We start from the raw sequence: 21,408 nt of genomic DNA, 5'->3' as shown, positions 1-21,408 counted from the left end.
CGGTTCGGGCGTTTCGGCTCAATCGCATCGAGCCTAGTTCACGTGCGCGGACGTTCCCGGCGGAGCACGGCGGACGCATCGCCCGATCGGATCAGGCGATGGTCACACCGGTATACCCGGAGGGTGGGCTCAGGAGTCGAAGGGGCGGGCCGGCCAGGGCGCGTCGGCCGGGCGCAGCGCGTCGAGGCCGTCGCCGGTGCGGGCGGCGACCAGGGAGAGGACGCCCGTCACGAGGCAGTTGTTGTGCAGGTCGCCGGCGAGCAGCAGGCGCACCAGTTCGTCGACCGGCACGCGCGCGTACTCCAGGTCGGTCTCCTCGTGCTCCGGCGCGAAGCGCTCCCCCTCGGCCTCGGACAGGTCCCGGGCGAGGAAGATCCGTACCGCCTCGTCGCAGCCGCCGGGGGTGGTGTACAGGTCGGTCAGCACCCGCCAGTCCTCGGCCTTGACGTGCGCCTCCTCGTAGAGCTCGCGCTGGGCGGCGTGCAGCGGGTTCTCGCCGGGGATGTCGAGCAGGCCGGCCGGGATCTCCCAGAGCTTCTGCCGGACCGGGTGCCGGTACTGGCGGATGAGCAGCACCCGGTCCGCCTCGTCGAGGGCCAGGATGGCGACCGAGCCGGGGTGGACCTGGTAGTCGCGGCGGACCACCGAGCCGTCGGGCATGACCACCTCGTCCGTGCGGACCGAGGTCTTGTTGCCCACGAAGGGGGTCTCCGTCGCACGGATCTCCCACTCCTCGGGGGTGTCCTTGATCGTCATGCCGAACCCTTCCAGACGTACACGGGAAAAACCGGGGTGCGCACCTTTGAAGATATGCACCCCGGCCACCGTACAACTGGTGTGTTACTTCGAAATCTCCTGCTCGACGGCGCCCTGCTGACGCGCGACCGCGGCCTTCACCAGGCCCGCGAACAGCGGGTGCGGGCGGGTCGGGCGGGAGCGGAGCTCCGGGTGGGCCTGGGTGGCGACCAGGTAGGGGTGGACGTCGCGCGGGTACTCGACGTACTCGACGAGCTTGCCGTCCGGGGAGGTGCCGGAGAACTGCAGGCCGGCCTTCTTCTCCAGCTCCGCGCGGTAGGCGTTGTTCACCTCGTAGCGGTGCCGGTGCCGCTCCTCGACGTACTCCTTGCCGTCGTAGACCTCGCGCACGATGGAGCCCTCGGCCAGCTTGGCCGGGTACATGCCGAGGCGCATGGTGCCGCCCATGTCGCCCTCGCCGGCGACGATGTCGAGCTGCTCGGCCATGGTGGAGATGACCGGGTGGCCGGTGGCGGAGTCGAACTCGGTGGAGTTGGCGTCCGGGATGCCGGCCAGGTTGCGGGCGGCCTCGATCACGATGCACTGCAGGCCCAGGCAGAGGCCGAGCAGCGGGATCCGGTTCTCGCGGGCGTAGCGGATGGCGCCGACCTTGCCGAGCACACCGCGGTCGCCGAAGCCGCCCGGGATGCAGATGCCGTCGACGTCGGAGAGCTGCGCGGCGGCGCCCGCCGCGGTCTTGCAGTCGTCCGACGTCACCCACTTGATCTTCACGCGGGCCTTGTTGGCGAAGCCGCCGGCGCGCAGCGCCTCGGTGACCGAGAGGTAGGCGTCGGGCAGGTCGATGTACTTGCCGACCAGCGCGAGGGTGATCTCGTGGTCGGGGTTGTGGACGCGGTCGAGCAGGTCGTCCCAGGTCCGCCAGTCCACATCCCGGAACGGCAGGTCCAGCTTGCGGACGACGTAGGCGTCCAGGCCCTCGCCGTGCACGGTCTTCGGGATGTCGTAGATCGAGCGGGCGTCCGGGCAGGCCACGACGGCGGCCTCGTCGACGTCGCACATCAGCGAGATCTTGCGCTTGATGGCGGTGGGGACCTCACGGTCGCAGCGCAGGACGATCGCGTCCGGCTGGATACCGATGTTCCGCAGGGCGGCCACGGAGTGCTGGGTGGGCTTGGTCTTGAGCTCGCCGGACGGGCCGATGTACGGCAGGAGCGAGATGTGCACCACGAAGACGTTGTCCCGGCCGACCTCGTGCCGGACCTGGCGGACCGTCTCCAGGAACGGCAGCGACTCGATGTCGCCGACCGTGCCGCCGACCTCGGTGATGACCACGTCGACCTCGTCGGTGGCCATGCGGCGGATGCGGTGCTTGATCTCGTTGGTGATGTGCGGGATGACCTGGACCGTGTCGCCCAGGTACTCGCCGCGCCGCTCCTTGGCGATCACCGTCGAGTAGACCTGACCCGTGGTGACGTTGGCGGAGCCGTCCAGGTCGCGGTCAAGGAAACGCTCGTAGTGGCCGATGTCCAGGTCGGTCTCGGCACCGTCGTTGGTGACGAACACCTCACCGTGCTGGAAGGGGTTCATCGTGCCCGGGTCGACGTTCAGGTACGGGTCGAGCTTCTGCATCACGACGCGCAGGCCCCGGGCCTTGAGCAGCATGCCCAGGCTGGAGGCCGTCAGGCCCTTGCCGAGCGAGGAGGCGACACCCCCGGTGACGAAGATGTGCTTGGTCGTCGTAGATTTCGGCGGCATGGCCAAGAGGGGGCTCCCGTGGTCGCGGTCTGTCGTGCGGTACGGCTGCCGTCCGGGAGTTTCCGGGGGTGGTGCCGTCGCTGCGGTTCGGGGGATTCACGCCCACCGGTCCACGGGCTACCAGGGTATCAGCGCCGCGGAGAGATGGCTTCCGGCCACGCTCCGTACACACGTCGGCACGGACATGGGGCCTCCCTTACCGGCTTTTCACCCAGGGCTCACCCGTTCGGCCCACACGGGTTGCCCGGAGCGGCACGCAGATCATCTACGTGCGTCGTATCCTGCTCGGACACTCGCTGCCGAGCCCGGCCGGAAAACACGGCACACCCCCGCTCGTACTCCCGGAACAACGAGAGCTTGGCAGTTCGTTGAGCTATGACTGTCGTTTTGCCTCAGGGCACGGCGGGCTGCTTTGCTTCACCGCTCAACGACGCACAACAACAACCCCCCTTGACCGCACTAGCGACAGCCCCCCGTTTGCCTGGGGGGTGACGTGGCCGTTCGACTGGAGTTGCACGTGGCCGGGCGCATCGAAGACTACGCACTCATCGGAGACATGCAGACCGCTGCCCTGGTCTGCCGGGACGGCACAGTGGACTGGCTGTGCCTGCCCCGCTTCGACTCGCATGCCATCTTCGCCGGTCTGCTCGGCACCGAGGAACACGGCTTCTGGCGGCTCGGCCCGGCACACGCGGCCGACTCCCAGCCGCCGACCGCGGCGCGGCGCAGCTACCGGGGCGACTCGCTGATCCTGGAGTCGGAGTGGGACACCCCGCGCGGCACGGTCCGGGTCACCGACTTCATGCCCCCGCGTGACGGCGCCCCCCAGCTGATCCGCATCGTCGAGGGCGTCACCGGCCGGGTGCCGATGCGCTCCGTGCTGCGGATGCGGTTCTCCTACGGCCGGGTGGTCCCCTGGGTGCACAAGCACGAGGGCCGTACGGTCGCCGTCGCGGGCCCCGACTCGGTGTGGTTCGACACCTCGGCGGAGACCTACGGCAAGGCGCTGACCACGTACGCGGACTTCACGGTGGCCCCGGGTGACCGGATCGCGTTCACGATCTCCTGGGAGCCCTCGCACAAGCAGCCGCCCGCCCTGCCGGAGCCGGAGCAGTCGCTGCAGGCGACCGAGGACTTCTGGCGGGAGTGGGTCGAGCACTGCACGTACCACGGCCCGTACCGCGAGGCCGTGATCCGCTCGCTGATCACGCTGAAGGCCCTGACCTACGCCCCCACGGGCGGCATCGTCGCGGCCCCCACCACCTCCCTCCCGGAGGACATCGGCGGCGTCCGCAACTGGGACTACCGCTACACCTGGCTCCGCGACGCGGCCATCACCCTGTCCTCGCTGCTGCGCACCGGCTACCGCGAGGAGGCCCGCGCCTGGCGCGAGTGGCTGCTGCGCGCGGTCGCCGGCGACCCCGAGAACCTGCAGATCATGTACGGCATCGCGGGCGAGCGCGAGCTGGGCGAGGCCGAGCTGGACTGGCTGCCCGGCTACGAGAACTCGACCCCGGTCCGGGTCGGCAACGGCGCGGCGCACCAGCTCCAGCTGGACGTGTACGGCGAGGTCATCGAGGCCCTGCACCTGGCCCACATGACCGGCCTCGCCCGCAACGACTACGCGTCCCTCCTCCAGCTCAAGCTGATCCGCTACCTGGAGGACCACTGGGACGAGCCGGACGAGGGCATCTGGGAGGTACGCGGGCCGCGCCGGCACTTCGTGCACTCCAAGGTGATGGCCTGGGTCGCCGTCGACCGCACCATCAAGCTCATCGAGTCCGGGGACGCGGACGGCCCGCTGGAGCGCTGGAAGGAACTGCGCGACGACATCCACCGGGACGTCTGCGAGCGGGGCTACGACAAGGAGCGCAACACCTTCACGCAGTCGTACGGCTCGCAGGAGCTGGACGCGTCGCTGCTGCTGATCCCCCAGATGGGTTTCCTGCCGCCGGACGACAAGCGGGTCATCGGCACCATCGAGGCGATCCAGCGGGAGCTGTCCACCTCGGACGGCTTCATCCTGCGCTACCCGACCTCGGGCGGCGAGGAGGGCGTGGACGGCCTGCCCGGCGACGAGGGGGCCTTCCTGGCCTGCTCGTTCTGGATGGCCGACGACCTCGCGATGATCGGGCGCGTCGACGAGGCCCGCAAGCTGTTCGAGAAGCTTCTCGCGCTGCGGAACGACCTCGGGCTGCTGGCGGAGGAGTGGGATCCGCGGCTGAAGCGGCAGGTGGGGAACTTCCCGCAGGCGTTCAGCCATGTGCCGTTGATCGACACGGCGCTTCGCCTCACGGCTTCGGGGGCGTACGGGGGATAGCCGCCCGGGGGGCGTGCGGACGTCGTCGGCTGCGGGTGCGTGGGGGCTGTTCGCGCCCACGCGGCGGCAGCCGGATGTCAGCTGCAGCCCCGCGTCCCTGCGGGGCGGTACCCGTTCCGGCGGAAGGTGCCGTGCAGGCGTTCACCCAGGTAGCGTCCGCTCCATGGACAGCGGTAGGGGCAGCGGACCCGACACCCAGGGCGCCGGGATCACCGTGCAGCGGGCACTGGAGCTGCCCGCGCTGCGCAGCGGGCTGCCGGAGATCCTGGCGGGCGCCGACCGGCTGAGCCGCACCGTGCGCTGGGTGCACGCGGGCGAGGTGCCGAACATCGCCTCGCTGCTGAAGGGCGGCGAACTGCTGCTGACCACCGGCTACGGACTGGGCACCCGCCCCGCCGAGCAGCGGGCGTTCGTGCGCACGCTCGCCGAGCGGGGCATCGCCGCCCTGGTGGTGGAGCTGGGCGCGCGTTTCTCCCGGCTGCCCGCCACCCTCGTCGACACCGCCCGGGCGACCGGTCTGCCGCTGGTCGTCCTGCACCGCGAGGTGCCGTTCGTGACGGTGACGGAGGAGATCCACACCGAGATCGTCAACCACCACTACACCCTCCTCCAGCGCGCCGAGGAGGTGCACCGCCGCTGCACCGAGGCCCTGCTGGGCGGCGGCGGGGTCCCCCAGGTGCTGGCCATCCTGGCCGACTTCGGCGGCAACCCGGTCTTCCTGGAGACCGCCGACGGCCAGCTCCTGTACGCCGCCGGGTCGGGCCCCGAGGGAGCCGATCCGCTCCAGGTGTGGGAGGGGCTGCGCGGCCAGCGCAAGGACGCGCCGCCGTCGGCCGGGGCGGTGCTGGTGGACGTGCCGGGCGGCGGTCCGGGGGCGGGCTCGGTGCGCGCCCGGCTGGTCCTGCTGCCCGTGCGCGGCCCGCTCGCGCCCGTGCACCGCATCGCCGCCGAACGCGCCGCCGGCATCCTGGCCGTCGTCCTGATGCAGGCCCGTCAGGAGGAGGAACTGGCGGCGCGCGGGCGCGGCGACTTCCTGACCGACCTCGCCGAGGGCCGCATCACCGCCGGGGACGCCCCGGCGCAGGCCCGGGTCCTCGGCTTCAAGCCCGGCGGCAGCCCGCTGCTGCCGGTGGTCATGCGGGTCGGCGACTCCCTGCCCCCCGGCGGCGGCTGGGCGGTGCTGGCCCGCGCGGTGGGTGAGGAACTGGCCGCCGTGGGCGTGCCCGTCCTGCTGGGCGTTCGGCCGGTCGAGGGCCGCGTCCCGCTCCTCCTGGGCCTGCGCTCGGAGACGGAGCGGGCGACGGTCGCGGACCGGGTCGCGGCGGCGCTCAGGGCAGGGGTGGAACGCGCCGGGATGCAACGCCCCGGGGCCGCTCCTCCGGTCGTGGTGGTCGGCGCGGCCGGCGGCTGGGCGGCGGCGTCGGCGGGCCTGCGGCACGCGGCCGAGACGGCGACCGCCGCCCAGGGCCTCTCCGACCGGCCCTGGTACGACGCCCGTCGCCTCGACATCGACCTTCTCCTGTGGCGGCTGCGCGACCACCCCGACCTGGCGGCGTTCGTCGACCGCGCGATCGGCCCGCTGCGCGACCACGACCACCGCTCCAAGCCGCCGCTGCTGCCGACCCTGGAGACCTACCTGGCGCACGCGGGCCGCAAGGCGGAGACGGCCCGTGAACTCCACCTCAACCGGCAGACCCTCTACAACCGCCTCGCCCGCATCGGGGAGTTGCTGGGAACGGACCTCGACGACCCGCAGGTGGTCATGGCGTTGAGCCTGGCGCTGCGGGCCCGCCGGCACGTCCCCTAGGGCCTCACGGCCTCACGGCAGCGGCCTGGGCTGCGTCAACTCGTCGTACACGCTGAGTACTTGGGCCACGGTCTCGTCCTCCGTGGGCCAGCTCGCCGCCTGCCGGGCGCCCCGCTCGCGCAGCTCCGCACAGCGCCCTGGGTCGTCGAGCAGGCGTACGACGGCGGCGGCGAGGGCCCGTGCGTCGCCGTACGCGACCAACTCGGCCGCGTCCCCCACCAGGTCGGGGACACCGCCGACGGCGGTCGCGACGAGCGGCACGCGCGCGTGCAGGGCCTCCTGGGCGAGGACGGAACGGGACTCCCAACTGCTGGGCAGCAGCGCCAGGTCGGCGGCGGCGAGCAGTTCGGTGACGTCGTCGCGGCGCCCGATCAGCCGTACGGGCAGCTCCTCGTCCTCGATCCGCCGTTGCAACGCCGGGCGCAGCGGCCCCTCGCCGGCGATGACGAGAAGCGGTACAGGATCGAGCCGGCACCAGGCACGCGCCGCGTCCAGCAGGACGTCGTAGCCGCGGTGCCGGTCGAGGGAGCCGACGGCGATGAGCAACGGCCGCCCCATGGCGCCGAGTTCGGCACGGACCTTGGGCCGCAGCAGCTCCGCCTCGTCCTGGTCCACGGGCCGCCGCAGGCCGGGCAGCGCCACGGCGGCGAGCCGGGCGTCCCGGGCGCCGGTACGGCGGGCCCGGTCCACCAGGTCGGAGGTGGTCCCGAGCACCACGGCGGCCGCCCGCACCACCCGCCGCTCCAGCATCCGCAGCAGATGCGCCCGGGCGCCCTCGGCCTGCGCCCGGTTGTGCCAGGTGACGACGAGCGGGGTGCTGCGGCCGCTCAGTGCCAACGCCGCGCGGAAGGAGGCGTGCAGGCCGTGGGCGTGCACCAGGTCGGCGTCCGCGCAGGCCGCGCGGAGCGCCGCCACCGAACCCGGGTCACTGCTGCGCGGCACGTGCACGTGGTCGGCGCCGACGCCCGAGAAGCCGTAGGCGCGATCGGCCTCGACGGGGGCGCACACCGTGACCCGCACGCCCCGCGCGACGAGGCCGGCGGTCAGCGAACGCACGTGCACACTGCTGCCGGCGTTGCCGCCGCCCAGCACCTGCACGGTGCGCAGCGGCGACTGACCGTGCGGTGCGTTGCTGCTCACGGGGCTCACGCGGCCGGGGCTCCTGGTTCGGCGGGGGCGGTCACGAGGGAACGTACAGAAGGTATCGGGGCCGAGGGCATCACCGCGCGCGCCTCCCCCGGACACCGCGTCTCCCTCAAGGATGCCAGCACACAGAGGTGTTCCGGGTATTCCGAGAAGGCACATACCGAGGCGGGCCGGGGCAATGCGCCGGACCGTATCACCCGGGAGGGTGACGGAAACGCCGCGGTGGAGGAGCGTTGTCAGTGCCGCCTGCCACGATGCGCTGTCCGTACTGTGACATCGCCGAGGGGGGGACCATGGCGAAGAAGCCGAGGCAACAGGCCCGCGGGACACGCGCCGGCAGGGCGAAGGGGGTGGCGATCCACCACGACATGAAGGTGTACGAGAACTTCGAACGAAGCGCCCAGCGGATCTTCGAGTGCGTCCAGGCGGCGCAGAAGCGGTCGCCGGGGGCTCCCAGGTATCTCTTCCTGGACATCCAGGGGCATCGCAACGAAGCCGGCGGCTTCGACCACGACGCGTACGAGCTGATGACGGAGTTCTGCCTGGGCTTTCTCGGGGATTACCTGACGGAGATCAGCAGCCCGCTGGTCCGCGCCCGGAACCCGAAAGCACAGCGCGACGACATCCCTGACCTCCTGCGTATCGGTTACCCGGACGACGGCAGCGACTACGGCTACGACGCCCGTACCCTCGCGGTGAAGCCCCGGGAGAAGCACCCGGCCGACCGCAGGTCACGGCCCACGGCCAAGGCCATCGCCGCCTATCTGGGCATGGACGAGCCGAGCTGCCTGGTGTGCTGGCGCACCCCGGTGGAACGGGCACACGTGGTGCCACGCCATCTCGGCGGATCCATGGACGTACGCAACTTCGCGCTGCTGTGTCCCGCCCACCATGCGGAGGCACCGGACGTGGCCGATGCCGAAAGCTTCTGGGCGTGGGTCGACTACGCCGAACTGCGGGACAGCCCGGACAAATGGCTCGACGCCTCCGACCGGCAGAAGGAATGGCTGCGGGAGCACGGCGTGCGCATCGGAGCGGGCGAGCGTGAGCCCCTCTCCTTCTTCGCCGCTGTCAAGCACGAACTGAAGTCGCTCTACGGCTGGACCGACGCCGACTTCGAGGTCAAGGACTGGCTCGCCTTCATGGACGAGGTGCACCAAGTCCTGAAAGAAGCCACGGGACGACACTTCGGCGTGGATCAGAAGGCGTCGACCCACGCCTGGGCCTATCACATGGCCCGGCAGCGGCGGGAGCGGCGGGGCGGGTGACGCCCCGCCGCCCGCCCCTCGGTCAGCGATGCGTCAACGGTCCGCGCGAGCCGTCTCCAGCAGCTCCTCCGCGTGCGCCCGCGCCGTCTCCGAGTCCTCCTGGCCGGCCAGCATGCGGGACAGCTCCCGTACCCGCTCCTCGCCCTCCAGGACCTTCACGCCGGACCGGGTGACCGAGCCGTCGTTGGTCTTCTCGACCAGCAACTGGCGGTCCGCGAAGGCGGCGACCTGGGGAAGGTGGGTGACGACGACCACCTGCGCGGACTTGGCGAGCTTGGCGAGCCGGCGCCCGATCTCCACCGCCGCCTTGCCGCCCACGCCGGCGTCGACCTCGTCGAAGAGGTACGTCGGGACCGGGTCGGTGCCCGCGAAGACGACCTCCACGGCGAGCATCACGCGGGACAGCTCACCGCCGGACGCGCCCTTGGCGATGGGGCGGGGCGGGGCGCCGGGGTGCGGGGCGAGGAGCAGCTCGACCTCGTCGGCGCCCGACGGGCCGTAGGCCACCGCCCGGCCGCCGACCTCCACGCCCTCCGGGTCCTCGGTCTGCCGGATGGCGAAGGACACGCGCGCGTGCGGCATCGCGAGCGAGGCCAGCTCGGCGGTGACGGCGGCCGCGAAGCGTTCGGCGGCCTCCGTGCGCGCGTCCGTCAATGCCTGGGCGAGACCGCCCAGTTCCGTCCGCAGGGCATCCCGCTCTGCGGTCAGCTCGTCGATCCGCTCGTCGTCGCCGTCGAGTTCGGTGAGCCGCGCGGCGCCCTGCTCGGCCCACGCCAGCACCGCGTCGATGCTCTCGCCGTACTTGCGGGTGAGCCCGGTGAGCGCGGCGCGCCGCTCCTCCACGGCCGCGAGCCGCAGCGGATCGGCGTCCAGGTCGTCGGCGTACCCGGCCAGCTCGCCCGCCACATCGCCCAGCAGGATCCCGATCTCGCCGATCCGGTCGGCGAGCGCGGCGAGCGCCGGGTCGTGCGACCGTACGGCCTCCAGGGCCCGGTGGGCGCCCGCGACGAGGGTGGCCGCGTCGATGCCCTCGGGGTCCTCGGGGTTACCCGCGAGCGCGGAGTGCCCGGCGGTCGCGGCGGACGACAGCGCCTCGGCGTGCCCGAGCCGCTCGGCCTCCTCGGAAAGCTCGACGTCCTCGCCGGCCCTCGGCTCCACACCCGCGATCTCGTCCAGCCCGTAGCGCAGCATGTCGGCCTCCTGGGCCCGCTCACGCGCGCGCGTGACGATCTCCTCCAGCTCGACCGCCACGGCCCGCAGCCGCCGGTAGGCCTCGCCGTACTTGGCCAGCGGCACGGCGACCCCGTCGCCCGCGTACCGGTCGAGGGCCTGCCGCTGCCGGGACAGCTTCAGCAGCCCCTGTTGGTCGGTCTGCCCGTGCACGGCCACCAGGTCGTCGGCGAGGTCGGCGAGCAGCCCCACGGGCACGCTCCGCCCGCCGAGGTGCGCCCGCGAGCGCCCCTCGGCGGAAACGGTACGGCTGATCAGCAGCGCCCCGTCGTCCAGCTCGGCGCCGGCCTCCTCGGCCCGTACGGCCGCCGAGGCTCCGGCGGGCACGGTGACCCGGCCCTCGACGACCGCCTTCTCGGACCCGATCCGCACGAGCGCGGGATCGGCCCGCCCGCCGAGCAGCAGCCCCAGGCTGGTGACCACCATGGTCTTGCCCGCACCGGTCTCACCGGTGACGGCGGTGAACCCCGGCGACAACTCGACGACGGCATCGTCGATGACCCCGAGTGACCGTATCCGCATTTCTTCCAGCACGGGGAAGACCTTACGAGGTCGAGATGGCGAAGTGCGAGGCCCCCTGTCACCCGGGCGAGTGGAGAAACCGCGAGGGCCGGTCGCCGGGGAGTGGAGGCGCCCCAAAGGAGCGCGGCCCGGACACCCCGGCGAGTGGGCCGACCAAGGGGCGCGGGGCTGTATCGATTTGCGGCTACCGCCGCGCGAGCGCGACCAGCCCCCACGCACCCGCACCCGCCGACGCACCGAAACCGGCCCCCACAAACCGCTACTGCGGCGCCCCCCGCCACCCGGACACCGGCAGCGCGAACTTCGCCACCAACCGGTCCGTGAACGACGCATGATGCAGCCGGGCGAGCCGCACCGGCACGGCCCCTCGCCGTACCTCGACCCGCGCCCCCGGCGGCAACTCGACAGTCCGCCGCCCGTCGCACCACAGCACCCCCGGCTGGATGTGCGGCAGCACCTCCACCGCGAGCACCGAGTCCGGCGAGGTCACCAGCGGCTTCGCGAACAGCGCGTGCGCGGAGATCGGCACCATCAGCAGCGCCTCCACCTCCGGCCACACCACCGGCCCACCGGCGGAGAACGCATAGGCGGTGGACCCGGTCGGCGTCGACAGCACGATCCCGTCGCACCCGAACCCGGTCACCGGCCGCCCGTCGATCTCCAGGACGACCTCCAGCAGCTTCTCGGCGCCCGCCTTCTGCACGGCCGCCTCGTTCAGCGCCCAGTCGGTGTGCACGATGTCCCCGTTGCGGTGCACGACGACGTCGACGGTCATCCGCTCCTCGACCTCGTACGCCTTGCTCACCACCCGGTCCACGACCTTGTCGAGGTCGTCCCGCTCGGCCTCCGCGAGGAACCCGACGCTGCCGAGGTTGACGCCGAGCATCGGCACCCCGGAGGCCCGCGCGAACTCGGCGCCGCGCAGCAGCGTCCCGTCACCGCCGAGCACGATCAGCAGCTCGCAGCCGTCGAGGCTGTGCGGCGAGGCCTCCTCGACGAGTTCGACCTCGTCGGGCAGCGGCAGGTCCCGGGCCTCGAAGTCCAGGACCCGTACGCCGACTCCGGCCGCCAGCAGCCCCTTCACCACAAGCTCGGCGCTGCGGATCGCCGCGGGCCGCCCGGTGTGGGCCAGCAGGAAAACAGTACGAGCTCGGTTCTGTGTCAACGCGGCCCCTCCGCCACTGCACGGTCAACGTCGGCCGGATCCAACTGGGGTGCGCCGGCCCGCAGCCACAGAAAGTACTCGACATTGCCGGACGGCCCGGGCAGCGGACTGGCGGTGACACCGTTCACCCCTAGCCCCAGCTCCCACGCCTTCTCGGCAACCCCCCGCACGGCCTCCGCCCGCAGCTGCGGACTCCGTACGACTCCCCCGCTGCCCAGCCTCTCCTTGCCCACCTCGAACTGCGGCTTGACCATCATCACCAGGTCGGCGTCCGGCTTCACGCACCGCGCCAGGGCCGGCAGCACCAGCCCGAGCGGGATGAAGGACAGATCACCCACGACAAGATCCACAGGCTCCCCATCGATCGCTTCAAGCGTCAACTCGCGTACGTTCGTACGGTCCTTGACGGTGACGCGTTCATCGCTCTGCAGAGACCACGCGAGTTGGCCGTATCCGACGTCGACGGCGACGACCTGCGCGGCCCCCGAGCGCAGCAGCACATCGGTGAAGCCCCCGGTCGACGCGCCGGCGTCCAGCGCCCGCCGCCCCTCGACCACCAGGCCCTGCGGGACGAACACCGCCAGCGCGCCGGCGAGCTTGTGGCCGCCCCGCGACACGTACTCGGGATCGCTGTCGTCGCTCTGGACGACGATGGCGGCGGCGGTCTCCACCTGGGTGGCCGGCTTGGTCGCGAGGGTCTTGCCGACGGTGACCCGCCCGGCGGCGATCAGCTGGCTGGCGTGCTCGCGCGAGCGCGCCAGCTTCCGGCGGACCAGCTCCGCGTCCAGACGGCGACGTGCGACTCCTGCCACGGTGGGTTCAGCTCCTGCTCTGGTGGTACGGACTAGAAGGTGTGGCCCGAAGGGCCTCGTTGAGGGGTGGTGGTCGGGTGACGGGCGGGCGCGGGCGTCCTGTCGCCGTGCGGCGGGGGCGCCGGGGGACCTGGAGGTCCCGGGGGTCCGGGGCGGGCGTCGAGCGCGGTCAGCGCGTCGCGCAGGCCCCGGTGTACATCCTCGTACACCTCCAGATGCCCGTCCGTGGCGAGGTGGTCGGCGTCGGCCAGCCGGTCGAGCTGTGCGTCGACCTCGGCGTTGCCGGTGGGGGTGCGGGGGACGTTCAGCGGGGCGGGCGCGGCGGGGTCGTACCCGGGTTCGACGGCGGCCGCTTCCCCGGCCTCCGTCACCGGGGCCGCCACCAGGCCTTCGGGCGCAGAGTCGGTCATGCCCCGACGCTACATCGAAGCGCTGGGGTACCGTCGATCGCGATGGCCACGATCGAGGAGTGCCGCGCCGCACTCGACAAGCTCTCGCACAGCATGGGCGGCGCCGAGGGCGACGTCCGCGCGGCCGCCGTCATGGACCGCACGGTGAGCTGCCACATCACCGACCTGGACGTCACCTTCGCCGGCCGGCTCACCGGCGGCCGGATCGAGGTCGAGGAGACGTTCCCCGGGCCGCCGCGGGAGAAGGCACAGATCAGACTCGCCATGGCCGGCGACGACCTGGTGGCTCTGGTCGACGGCGAGCTGAACTTCGCCGGCGCCTGGGGTTCGGGCCGGGTGCGGCTGGAGGCGAACCTGCTGGACCTGTTCCGGCTCAGGAAGCTGCTGTGAGCCGTGCCTTGCGGGCCGCCGGCACCACCAGCGGGGTCCCCGTCTCCGGGTCGTCGATGATCTGACAGCGCAGCCCGAACACCTCCTCCACCAGTTCGGCCGTGACGATGTCGTTCGGGGCGCCCTCGGCGACGACCCGGCCGCCCTTGAGCGCGATCAGGTGGGTGGCGTACCGGGCCGCGTGGTTGAGGTCGTGCAGCACGGCGACCAGCGTCCGCCCCTGCTCCTCGTGGAGTTCGGCACACAGGTCGAGGACGTCGATCTGGTGCTGGATGTCCAGGTAGGTGGTCGGCTCGTCGAGGAGCAGCAGCGGGGTCTGCTGGGCGAGCGCCATGGCGATCCAGACGCGCTGCCGCTGGCCGCCGGAGAGTTCGTCGACGTACCGGTCGGCGAGTTCGGCGACCCCGGTCTGCTCCATGGACTCCTGGACGACCCGCTCGTCCTCGGCGGACCACTGGCGCAGGATGCCCTGGTGCGGGTAGCGGCCGCGGCCGACCAGGTCACCGACGGTGATGCCGTCGGGCGCGATGGAGGACTGCGGGAGCAGGCCGAGCGTACGGGCGACCTTCTTCGCGGGCATCGACTGGATGACCTGGCCGTCGAGCAGCACCCGGCCCTGGCTGGGCCTGAGCATCCGGGAGAGCGCGCGCAGGAGCGTCGACTTGCCGCAGGCGTTGGGGCCGACGATCACCGTGAAGGAGTTGTCGGGGATCTCCACCGACAGCTGCTCGGCGATGACGCGCTGGTCGTAGGCGAGGGTGACGTTCTCGGCGGACAGGCGGTTCACGGTGCTCCTCTTGCTGTCTGGCTCGCTGTCTGGCTGGGGGGTCGCGCTCAGGTCCGAGCCGGCCTTCGGTGTCATATCCGGCCCGCCCTGCGCTCGGTGACGAGGAGCCAGAGCAGGTAGACCCCGCCGAGGACGCCGGTGACCACGCCCACGGGCAGCTGGTCGGCGCCGAAGGCGCGCTGGGAGGCCCAGTCGGCGGTGACCAGGAGGGTGGCGCCCATGCAGAGGGAGGGCACCAGGTTGGGGCCGGGCGAGCGGGTGAGGCGGCGGGCGAGCTGGGGGGCGGTGAGGGCCACGAAGCTGACGGGTCCGGCGGCGGCGGTGGCGGCCGCGGTCAGCAGGACGGCGGCCACCATCAGCAGCATGCGCACCCGCTCGACCCGTACCCCGAGGGCGTGCGAGACGTCGTCGCCCATCTCCATCATCCTGAGGCCCCGCGCGTTGGCGAGGACCAGCGGCACGAGGACCGCGCAGAGCGCGAGCAGCGGCCAGACCTGGCTCCAGTCACGGCCGTCGAGGGAGCCGGTCATCCAGACGACCGCGCGGGTCGCGTCGACCAGGTCGGCCTTGGTGAGCAGATAGCCGTTGACCGCGGTGACGACCGCGGAGACGCCGATGCCGACCAGGACCAGCCGGTAGCCGTGCACGCCCTGCTTCCAGGCCAGGAGGTAGATGGCGAGGCCGGTCACCAGACCGCCGAGCAGCGCGCCGACGGTGACCTGGGCGGCGGTCCCGGACAGCAGCACGATGACGACGAGCGCGCCGGAGGTGGCGCCCTGCGAGAGGCCGAGCACGTCCGGGCTGCCCAGCGGGTTGCGGGAGATCGACTGGAACAGCGCGCCGCCGAGCCCGAGCGAGGCACCGACCAGCAGACCGACCAGGACCCGCGGCAGCCGCAGCTCGTTGACGATGAAGTCCTGCCCGGCGGTGCCGTTCCCGGCCAGCGTCTTCAGTACGTCGCCGAAGGAGATCGGGAAGTCGCCCGTGCCGATCAGTACGACACTCGCGGCGCACGCGGCCAGCAGCAGCGCCACGACCACGACCAGCGCGCGCACGTCGGTCCGCAGGGAGAGGCCACCGGGGCCGCGCACAGTACGTGTGGTCTTCGCGGCGCTCTTCGCCGGGCTCTTCGCCGCGGTTTTCACAGCGGTCTTCACAGCTGGGCCGTCCTCCGCCGTCGTACGAGAAGAATGAAGACCGGACCGCCGATGATCGCGGTGACGATGCCGACCTGGAGCTCCGCGGGGCGGGCCACGACCCGGCCGACGACATCGGCGCCGAGCAGCAGCACGGGCGACAGGACCGTCGCGTACGGCAGGATCCAGCGCAGGTCGGGGCCGGTGAACGAGCGCACGACGTGCGGGACCATCAGGCCGACGAAGGCGATCGGGCCGCAGGCGGCGGTGGCCGCGCCGCACAGCACGGTGGCGGCGAGCATGGCGAGGGCCCGGGTGCGGCCCAGGTTGGCGCCGAGGGCGCGGGCGGTGTCGTCGCCCATCGCCACCGCGTTCAGCGGCCGGGCGAGACCGAGGGCGAGCAGGGTGCCGGCCGCGACGAACGGCAGCACCTGCAGGATCGTCGAGTTGCTCGCCGAGGCCAGCGAACCCACCGTCCAGAAGCGCAACTTGTTGAGCGCCGCGTCGTCCGTGATCATCACGGCCTGGAGGTAGCCGTAGAGCGCGGCGCTGATCGCCGTGCCGGCGAGTGCCAGCCGGACCGGGGTGGCGCCCCGGCTGCCGCCCAGGAACCACACCAGCGCGCCCACCACGGCCGCCCCGAGGAAGGCGAACCACACATAGCCGCCGAGGGTGCTGACGCCGAAGTAGGTGATGGCGGTGACCACCGCGGCCGACGCGCCCGCGTTGATGCCGAGCAGTCCGGGGTCGGCGAGCGGGTTGCGGGTGAGCGCCTGGAGCACCGCCCCGGACAGGCCGAGGGCGGCACCGGCCAGCAGGCCGAGGACGGTCCGCGACAGCCGCGCGTCGACGACAACGTCGCCGTACGTACCCGTGTCGTGGAACAGGCCGTGCCAGACCTGGTCCAGGGGCAGTTCTTTCGCCCCGATCGCGATGCTCGCCAGGGCGACGAGCAGCAGGATCACGACGGAGACGAGGAGCCCGAGGGCCCGGATCGCCCGACGGGTCGGGGGCGCGGGGGCAGTATCCGCGCGCTGTTCGGGGGGACTGTCGACCAACACGAGGTTAGGTTAGCCTACCCTCGCATCCCATCTCGATGCCGAGTCCCGGTGGGAGCTGGTGGCAGCGCGGACGAGTCCCCGTCCCGCACGGGTCTCAGAGGCCCAGCCGCGCCAGCGACTTACCCCCGTCCAGCTCGCAGGAGCCCTCCCCCGCCGCCGTCCAGGCCGCCGCGCACAACGCCCGCAGCCCGTCGAGCGCCTCGCCGTCGCCCTCCAGCTCCAGCCGGTCGGCACCCGCCGTCGCCGTCCAGCCGCCACAGCGGAAGCCGTCGCCGTCCGCCGTGACTTCCGGCTGCCCGGTGAGCAGCCCCCGAAGATCGGCGTCGACGTAGGTCGGCCGGTGCTGCGGCGGCGCGGCCAGCAGCTGACGCCCGTCGGTCACGCCGGTCAGCACGAGCAGCGAGTCGACCCCGCCGTTGAACGCGCCCTCGATGTCGGTGTCCAGCCGGTCCCCGACCACCAACGGCCGCTCCGCACCCGTCCGCAGGATCGTCTCCCGGTGCATCGGCGGCAGCGGCTTGCCCGCCACCTGCGGCTCGGCACCCGTCGCGATCCGGACCACCGCCACCGCCGCGCCGTTGCCCGGCGCGATCCCGCGCCCGCTCGGGATGGTCAGATCGGTGTTGGACGCGAACCACGGCACCCCGCGCGCGACGGCGTACGACGCCTCGGCGAACCGTCCCCAGGGCAGGTCGAGGCCGCCGTACCCCTGCGCCACGGCCGCGGGATCGTCGTCGGCGGACTCCACCGGCTCAAGACCCCGCTCGCGCAGCGCGACCCGCAGCCCCTCCCCGCCGATCACCAGCACCCGCGCCCCGGCCGGCACCTGCTCGCTGATCAGCCGCGCGACCGCCTGCGCCGAGGTGATGACCTCGGCGGCCCCCGTCGGGATCCCCAGCTCGGTGAGATGCTCGGCCACCGCGTCCGGCGTCCGCAGCGCGTTGTTGGTGACGTACGCCAGACGCATGCCGCCCGCGCGGGCGACGTCCAGCGACTCCACGGCGTACGCGATCGCGCTGCCGCCCGCGTACACCACCCCGTCCAGATCGAGCAGCGCCGTGTCATACGCCGTGCTCAGGGCCTGTCCGCTGCCCTCGGGACCAGTCCTGACGCCTTGGCTCATCCCCATCGCTCCTCGTCACTCCTCGTCACTCTTCGTTCGCCCGCCTTTCCCTATCGATCATCCCGCACGCCACTGACACACGTACGATGCCGGGATGAACACTGCAGGTCACTCGGAAGCAACGGAGCGCCGAGGCCTGGAACTCACCCCGTTCCGAGGCCTTCGCTACGACCCGGACCGGGTCGGCAGTTTGGCCGCCGTCACCTCCCCGCCGTACGACGTCGTCGTACGCCCCGACGGCGTGCACCATCTCCAGTCCGCCGACCCGCACAACATCGTCCGCCTCATCCTCCCCCAGGCCGGTACCCCCAGCGCCGGTACCGAACAGGCGGCCGACACCCTTCACCGCTGGCAGGCCGAGGGCATCCTCGCCACGGATCCCGTTCCGGGCTTGTACGTCTACGAACAGCACGACGGAAACGGCCTGCTGCAGCGCGGGGTGATCGGCGCCCTGCGGGTCTCCGAGCCGTCCGAGGGCGTGGTGCTGCCGCACGAGGAGGTCATGCCCCCGGTCGTCGCCGACCGCGCGGCCCTGATGCGCGCCACCTCGGCGAACCTCGAACCCCTCCTGCTCACCTATCGGGGCAACGGAGCGGCCGCCGAGGTCATCGACACGGTGGCCGACCGTCCCCCGCTCCTCGCCACCACCACGGAGGACGGTTTCCACCACCGCCTCTGGTCGATCACCGACCCCGCCGAGGTGGCCCTCGTCCAGTCCGACCTGGCCCACCGCCAGGCCCTGATCGCCGACGGCCACCATCGCTGGGCCACGTACTTGCGTCTACGCGCGGAGCATCCCTCTCCCAGCCCCTGGGACTACGGCCTGGTCCTCCTCGTCGACACCGCCCGCTACCCGCTGCGCGTCCGCGCCATCCACCGCCTGCTGCACGGCCTGCCGGTGGCGGAGGCGCTGGAGCACGTCAAGGGCCTGTTCCGGGTACGACGGCTCGACGTCCCCCTGCCCGCGGCCCAGGAGGCCCTGGCGGACGCGGCCTGCGCCGGCAACGCGTTCCTGCTGGCCGGCGACGGTACGTTCCATCTCATCGACCGCCCGGACCCGGAACTCCTGACCCGAACGATCCCCGACGGGCGCCCGGCCGCCTGGCGCACCCTGGACGCCACCGTCCTGCACGCCACGCTCCTCGACCACGTCTGGCGCATCCCCGAGGACTCGCCCGCGCACATCGCGTACATCCACGACACGGCGGCGACGGTCGCCAAGGCCGAACGCGACGGCGGTACGGCCGTCCTCCTGCACCCGGTCCGCGAGGAGGTCGTCCGCGACCTGGCCCGCCAGGGCGTGACGATGCCCCGCAAGTCGACGTCCTTCGGCCCGAAGCCGGCATCGGGGCTGGTACTGCGGGCTCTCGACGTCTGACGGAGAGAGGGCGGACCCCGGTCGGGCCTGCCCTCTGTCCGTCACTCCATCACTCGGTTCCCGAGCTCAGTCCTGCTCGGCGTCAGCCTCGGATTCGGGTTCACCGTCGGGCTCGGACTCGGGTTCGGCCGCGACCTCGGTCTCGGTCTCGGTCTCTTCGGGAGCCTCCTCGGACTCCTCCTCGTCCAGAGCGTCGACGAACTCGACCCCGTCCATCTCGGCCAGCCGGTCGGAGGCGTCCGTGCTGCCGTCCCGGTCGGCCTCGACGGCCTTGGCGAACCACTCGCGCGCCTCGTCAGCGCGCCCGGCGGCGAGCAGGGCGTCGGCGTAGGCGTACCGCAGCCGCGCGGTCCACGGCTGTACGGAGCTGGAGGCCAGCTCGGGGCTCTGCAGCGTGACGATCGCCGCGTCCAGCTGCCCCATGTCACGCCGGGCACCTGCGGCGACGAGCCGCATCTCGACCTGGCCTGCCTTGTCGAGCTTGTGCACCTCGGGGGCACCGGCCATGTCCAGCGCCTTCTCCGGACGCCCGAGCCCACGCTCGCAGTCGGCCATCACCGGCCACAGGTCGACGGTGCCGGTCATGCGCCTCGCGGCCCTGAACTCGGCGAGCGCCTCGGCGTACTTCTGGTTCGCGTACGCGGCGAACCCCGCCGCCTCCCGGACGGCGGCGACACGGGAGGCCAGCCGCAGGGCCACCCTGGAGTAGCCGTACGCACCCTCGGGGTCGTCGTCGATGAGCCGGGCGACCATCACCAGGTTCTTGGCGACGTCCTCCGCGAGCGTCTTGGGCAGGCTCTGGAGCTCCTGCCGCACGTCCTTGTCGATCTCGTCGCCGGTGACGTCCTCCGGGATGGGCAGCCGCTTGATCGGCTCACGGTCCCGGTCCCGGTCCCGCTCGTCACGGAAGCGGCCGCCGCCGCGCCGGTCGTCACGACGGTCGTCACGGCCGCGGTAACCCCCGCCGCGGTTGTCGTCACGCCGGCCGTAGCCGCCACCGCCACGGGTGTCGTCGCGACGGGGACCGCGATCACGGTCGTCACGACGGTCGTCCCGGCCTCGGAAGCCGCCGCGGGTGTCACGGTCACCGCCGCGGTTGTCGTCACGTCGCCCGTAGCCGCCGCCACCGCGGTTGTCGTCACGACGATCATCACGACGGAAGCCACCACGGTCGTCACGGTCGTCACGCCGGAAAGCAGGACGGTCACCACGGTCATCACGACGGTCGTCCCGGCGGTCGTCGCGCCGGTCGTCGCGCCGGAAAGCGGGACGATCCCCACGGTCATCACGACGGGGACCGCGATCACGGTCGTCACGACGCCCGTAACCACCCCGGTCGCCGCCACGATCGTCACGCTGGAACCCCGGACGAGAACCACGATTGTCATCACGACGGTCATCACGACGACCGAAACCGCCGCCACCACCGCCACGATTGTCTTCACGACGGTCGTCACGCCGGCCGTAGCCGCCGCCACCGCGGTTGTCGTCACGACGATCATCACGACGGAAGCCACCACGGTCGTCACGGTCGTCACGCCGGAAAGCAGGACGGTCACCACGGTCATCACGACGGTCGTCCCGGCGGTCGTCGCGCCGGTCGTCGCGCCGGAAAGCGGGACGATCCCCACGGTCATCACGACGGGGACCGCGATCACGGTCGTCACGACGCCCGTAACCACCCCGGTCGCCGCCACGATCGTCACGCTGGAACCCCGGACGAGAACCACGATTGTCGTCACGCCGGCCGTAGCCGCCGCCACCGCCGCGGTTGTCGTCACGACGGTCGTCACGCCGGTCATCACGACGACCGTAACCCCCGCCACCACCGCCACGGTTGTCATCACGACGGTCGTCACGCCGGCCGTAGCCGCCACCACCGCCACGGTTGTCATCACGACGGTCGTCACGCCGGCCGTAGCCGCCGCCGCCACCGCGGTTGTCGTCACGCCGGTCGTCACGCCGGTCATCACGACGACCGTAACCCCCGCCACCACCGCCACGGTTGTCATCACGACGGCTGTAACCGCCGCGATCCCCACGGTCGTTGCGGTCTCCGCCGCGCTCGCCGCGGTCACCGCGGTCACCACTGTCCCGTCGCCGCTGGTCGCGCTCCGGTCGGTCGTCGGGAGAGTTGGTGGACATGGTGACTCCTGTCTTCGGTACCGCAAGCATTGTAAAAACAAAAGGACCCCTGGTCCCAGCTGAACGCTGGGACCAGGGGTCCTCCAAAGATTGTTCGGCGGCGTCCTACTCTCCCACAGGGTCCCCCCTGCAGTACCATCGGCGCTGTAAGGCTTAGCTTCCGGGTTCGGAATGTAACCGGGCGTTTCCCTCACGCT

18 protein-coding genes and 1 rRNA gene are annotated in these 21,408 nt (G+C 72.2%); 5 read left to right on the top strand and 14 right to left on the bottom strand.

Annotation, left to right across the window (positions count from 1 at the left end; all coding sequences use genetic code 11):
• Positions 1-129: 129 nt before the first annotated feature.
• Together ABT137_RS47205 and pyrG are read right to left on the bottom strand one after the other, a co-directional pair.
• Positions 130-756: an NUDIX domain-containing protein gene (locus ABT137_RS47205; RefSeq protein ID WP_351719375.1), complete on the bottom strand. Its 627-nt coding sequence runs from the start codon at positions 754-756 to the stop codon at positions 130-132.
• 84 nt (positions 757-840) lie between these two features.
• Positions 841-2,511 carry a CTP synthase gene (pyrG, locus tag ABT137_RS47200; protein ID WP_351719373.1) on the bottom strand — a complete coding sequence of 557 codons (1,671 nt, stop codon included), beginning with the start codon at positions 2,509-2,511 and terminating at the stop codon, positions 841-843.
• Between the two features lie 517 nt (positions 2,512-3,028).
• On the opposite strand from pyrG, the gene ABT137_RS47195 reads away from it, so the two are divergent.
• Together ABT137_RS47195 and ABT137_RS47190 are read left to right on the top strand one after the other, a co-directional pair.
• Positions 3,029-4,831, top strand: a complete 1,803-nt coding sequence (locus ABT137_RS47195; RefSeq protein ID WP_351719425.1) for a glycoside hydrolase family 15 protein — start codon at positions 3,029-3,031, stop codon at positions 4,829-4,831.
• Between the two features lie 163 nt (positions 4,832-4,994).
• Positions 4,995-6,638, top strand: a complete 1,644-nt coding sequence (locus tag ABT137_RS47190) for a PucR family transcriptional regulator (protein ID WP_351719370.1) — start codon at positions 4,995-4,997, stop codon at positions 6,636-6,638.
• A gap of 12 nt (positions 6,639-6,650) precedes the next feature.
• On the opposite strand, the gene ABT137_RS47185 is transcribed toward ABT137_RS47190, so the two are convergent.
• Positions 6,651-7,787: a glycosyltransferase family 4 protein gene (locus ABT137_RS47185; RefSeq protein WP_351719367.1), complete on the bottom strand. Its 1,137-nt coding sequence runs from the start codon at positions 7,785-7,787 to the stop codon at positions 6,651-6,653.
• A 290-nt stretch (positions 7,788-8,077) separates the two neighbouring features.
• Between ABT137_RS47185 and ABT137_RS47180 the strand changes: the two genes are divergently transcribed.
• Positions 8,078-9,052 carry an HNH endonuclease gene (locus tag ABT137_RS47180; protein ID WP_351719365.1) on the top strand — a complete coding sequence of 325 codons (975 nt, stop codon included), beginning with the start codon at positions 8,078-8,080 and terminating at the stop codon, positions 9,050-9,052.
• Between the two features lie 33 nt (positions 9,053-9,085).
• Here the strand turns inward: ABT137_RS47180 and recN are convergent, their stop codons facing one another.
• The 4 genes from recN to ABT137_RS47160 form a co-directional block, all read right to left on the bottom strand.
• Entirely contained in the window at positions 9,086-10,804 is a 1,719-nt protein-coding gene (recN, locus tag ABT137_RS47175; RefSeq protein WP_351719422.1) for a DNA repair protein RecN, read from the bottom strand.
• A gap of 259 nt (positions 10,805-11,063) precedes the next feature.
• On the bottom strand, positions 11,064-11,969 hold the full coding sequence (locus tag ABT137_RS47170; RefSeq protein WP_351719362.1) for an NAD kinase: 906 nt from the start codon (positions 11,967-11,969) through the stop codon (positions 11,064-11,066).
• Positions 11,966-12,781 carry a TlyA family RNA methyltransferase gene (locus ABT137_RS47165; RefSeq protein ID WP_351719360.1) on the bottom strand — a complete coding sequence of 272 codons (816 nt, stop codon included), beginning with the start codon at positions 12,779-12,781 and terminating at the stop codon, positions 11,966-11,968. The genes ABT137_RS47170 and ABT137_RS47165 overlap by 4 nt, the downstream gene beginning before the upstream one ends.
• A 32-nt stretch (positions 12,782-12,813) precedes the next feature.
• Positions 12,814-13,191 (bottom strand): hypothetical protein, encoded by a 378-nt coding sequence (locus tag ABT137_RS47160; RefSeq protein ID WP_351719358.1) that lies wholly within the window; start codon positions 13,189-13,191, stop codon positions 12,814-12,816.
• 42 nt (positions 13,192-13,233) lie between these two features.
• Here ABT137_RS47160 and ABT137_RS47155 point away from each other — a divergent pair, with 42 nt between their 5' ends.
• Positions 13,234-13,581 (top strand): SCP2 sterol-binding domain-containing protein, encoded by a 348-nt coding sequence (locus tag ABT137_RS47155; protein ID WP_351719356.1) that lies wholly within the window; start codon positions 13,234-13,236, stop codon positions 13,579-13,581.
• Here ABT137_RS47155 and ABT137_RS47150 read toward each other — a convergent pair.
• The 4 genes from ABT137_RS47150 to ABT137_RS47135 form a co-directional block, all read right to left on the bottom strand.
• Positions 13,565-14,443: an ABC transporter ATP-binding protein gene (locus ABT137_RS47150; protein WP_351719353.1), complete on the bottom strand. Its 879-nt coding sequence runs from the start codon at positions 14,441-14,443 to the stop codon at positions 13,565-13,567. The two genes, ABT137_RS47155 and ABT137_RS47150, sit on opposite strands and share 17 nt — an antisense overlap.
• Positions 14,440-15,525, bottom strand: a complete 1,086-nt coding sequence (locus ABT137_RS47145; protein ID WP_351719350.1) for a FecCD family ABC transporter permease — start codon at positions 15,523-15,525, stop codon at positions 14,440-14,442. The genes ABT137_RS47150 and ABT137_RS47145 overlap by 4 nt, the downstream gene beginning before the upstream one ends.
• Positions 15,522-16,565: a FecCD family ABC transporter permease gene (locus ABT137_RS47140; protein ID WP_351719348.1), complete on the bottom strand. Its 1,044-nt coding sequence runs from the start codon at positions 16,563-16,565 to the stop codon at positions 15,522-15,524. The genes ABT137_RS47145 and ABT137_RS47140 overlap by 4 nt, the downstream gene beginning before the upstream one ends.
• A gap of 94 nt (positions 16,566-16,659) precedes the next feature.
• On the bottom strand, positions 16,660-17,688 hold the full coding sequence (locus ABT137_RS47135) for an HAD hydrolase-like protein (RefSeq protein ID WP_351719346.1): 1,029 nt from the start codon (positions 17,686-17,688) through the stop codon (positions 16,660-16,662).
• 94 nt (positions 17,689-17,782) lie between these two features.
• Between ABT137_RS47135 and ABT137_RS47130 the strand changes: the two genes are divergently transcribed.
• Entirely contained in the window at positions 17,783-19,066 is a 1,284-nt protein-coding gene (locus tag ABT137_RS47130) for a DUF1015 domain-containing protein (protein ID WP_351719343.1), read from the top strand.
• 66 nt (positions 19,067-19,132) lie between these two features.
• Here ABT137_RS47130 and ABT137_RS47125 read toward each other — a convergent pair whose 3' ends face one another.
• The 3 genes from ABT137_RS47125 to rrf all read right to left on the bottom strand — a co-directional run.
• Positions 19,133-19,882, bottom strand: coding sequence for a tetratricopeptide repeat protein (locus ABT137_RS47125; protein ID WP_351719341.1), 750 nt, complete (start codon positions 19,880-19,882; stop codon positions 19,133-19,135).
• Positions 19,819-21,153: a hypothetical protein gene (locus ABT137_RS47120; protein ID WP_351719338.1), complete on the bottom strand. Its 1,335-nt coding sequence runs from the start codon at positions 21,151-21,153 to the stop codon at positions 19,819-19,821. The genes ABT137_RS47125 and ABT137_RS47120 overlap by 64 nt, the downstream gene beginning before the upstream one ends.
• 150 nt (positions 21,154-21,303) lie before the next feature.
• A 5S ribosomal RNA gene (gene rrf / locus ABT137_RS47115) occupies positions 21,304-21,408 on the bottom strand; the annotation flags it as partial.

This window comes from Streptomyces sp. NPDC001980 (assembly GCF_040296885.1).
In the GTDB taxonomy this organism is placed as follows: domain Bacteria; phylum Actinomycetota; class Actinomycetes; order Streptomycetales; family Streptomycetaceae; genus Streptomyces.
The sequence above is the reverse complement of the archived record's forward strand: the minus strand, read 5'-3'. Positions and strand labels throughout refer to the sequence as shown.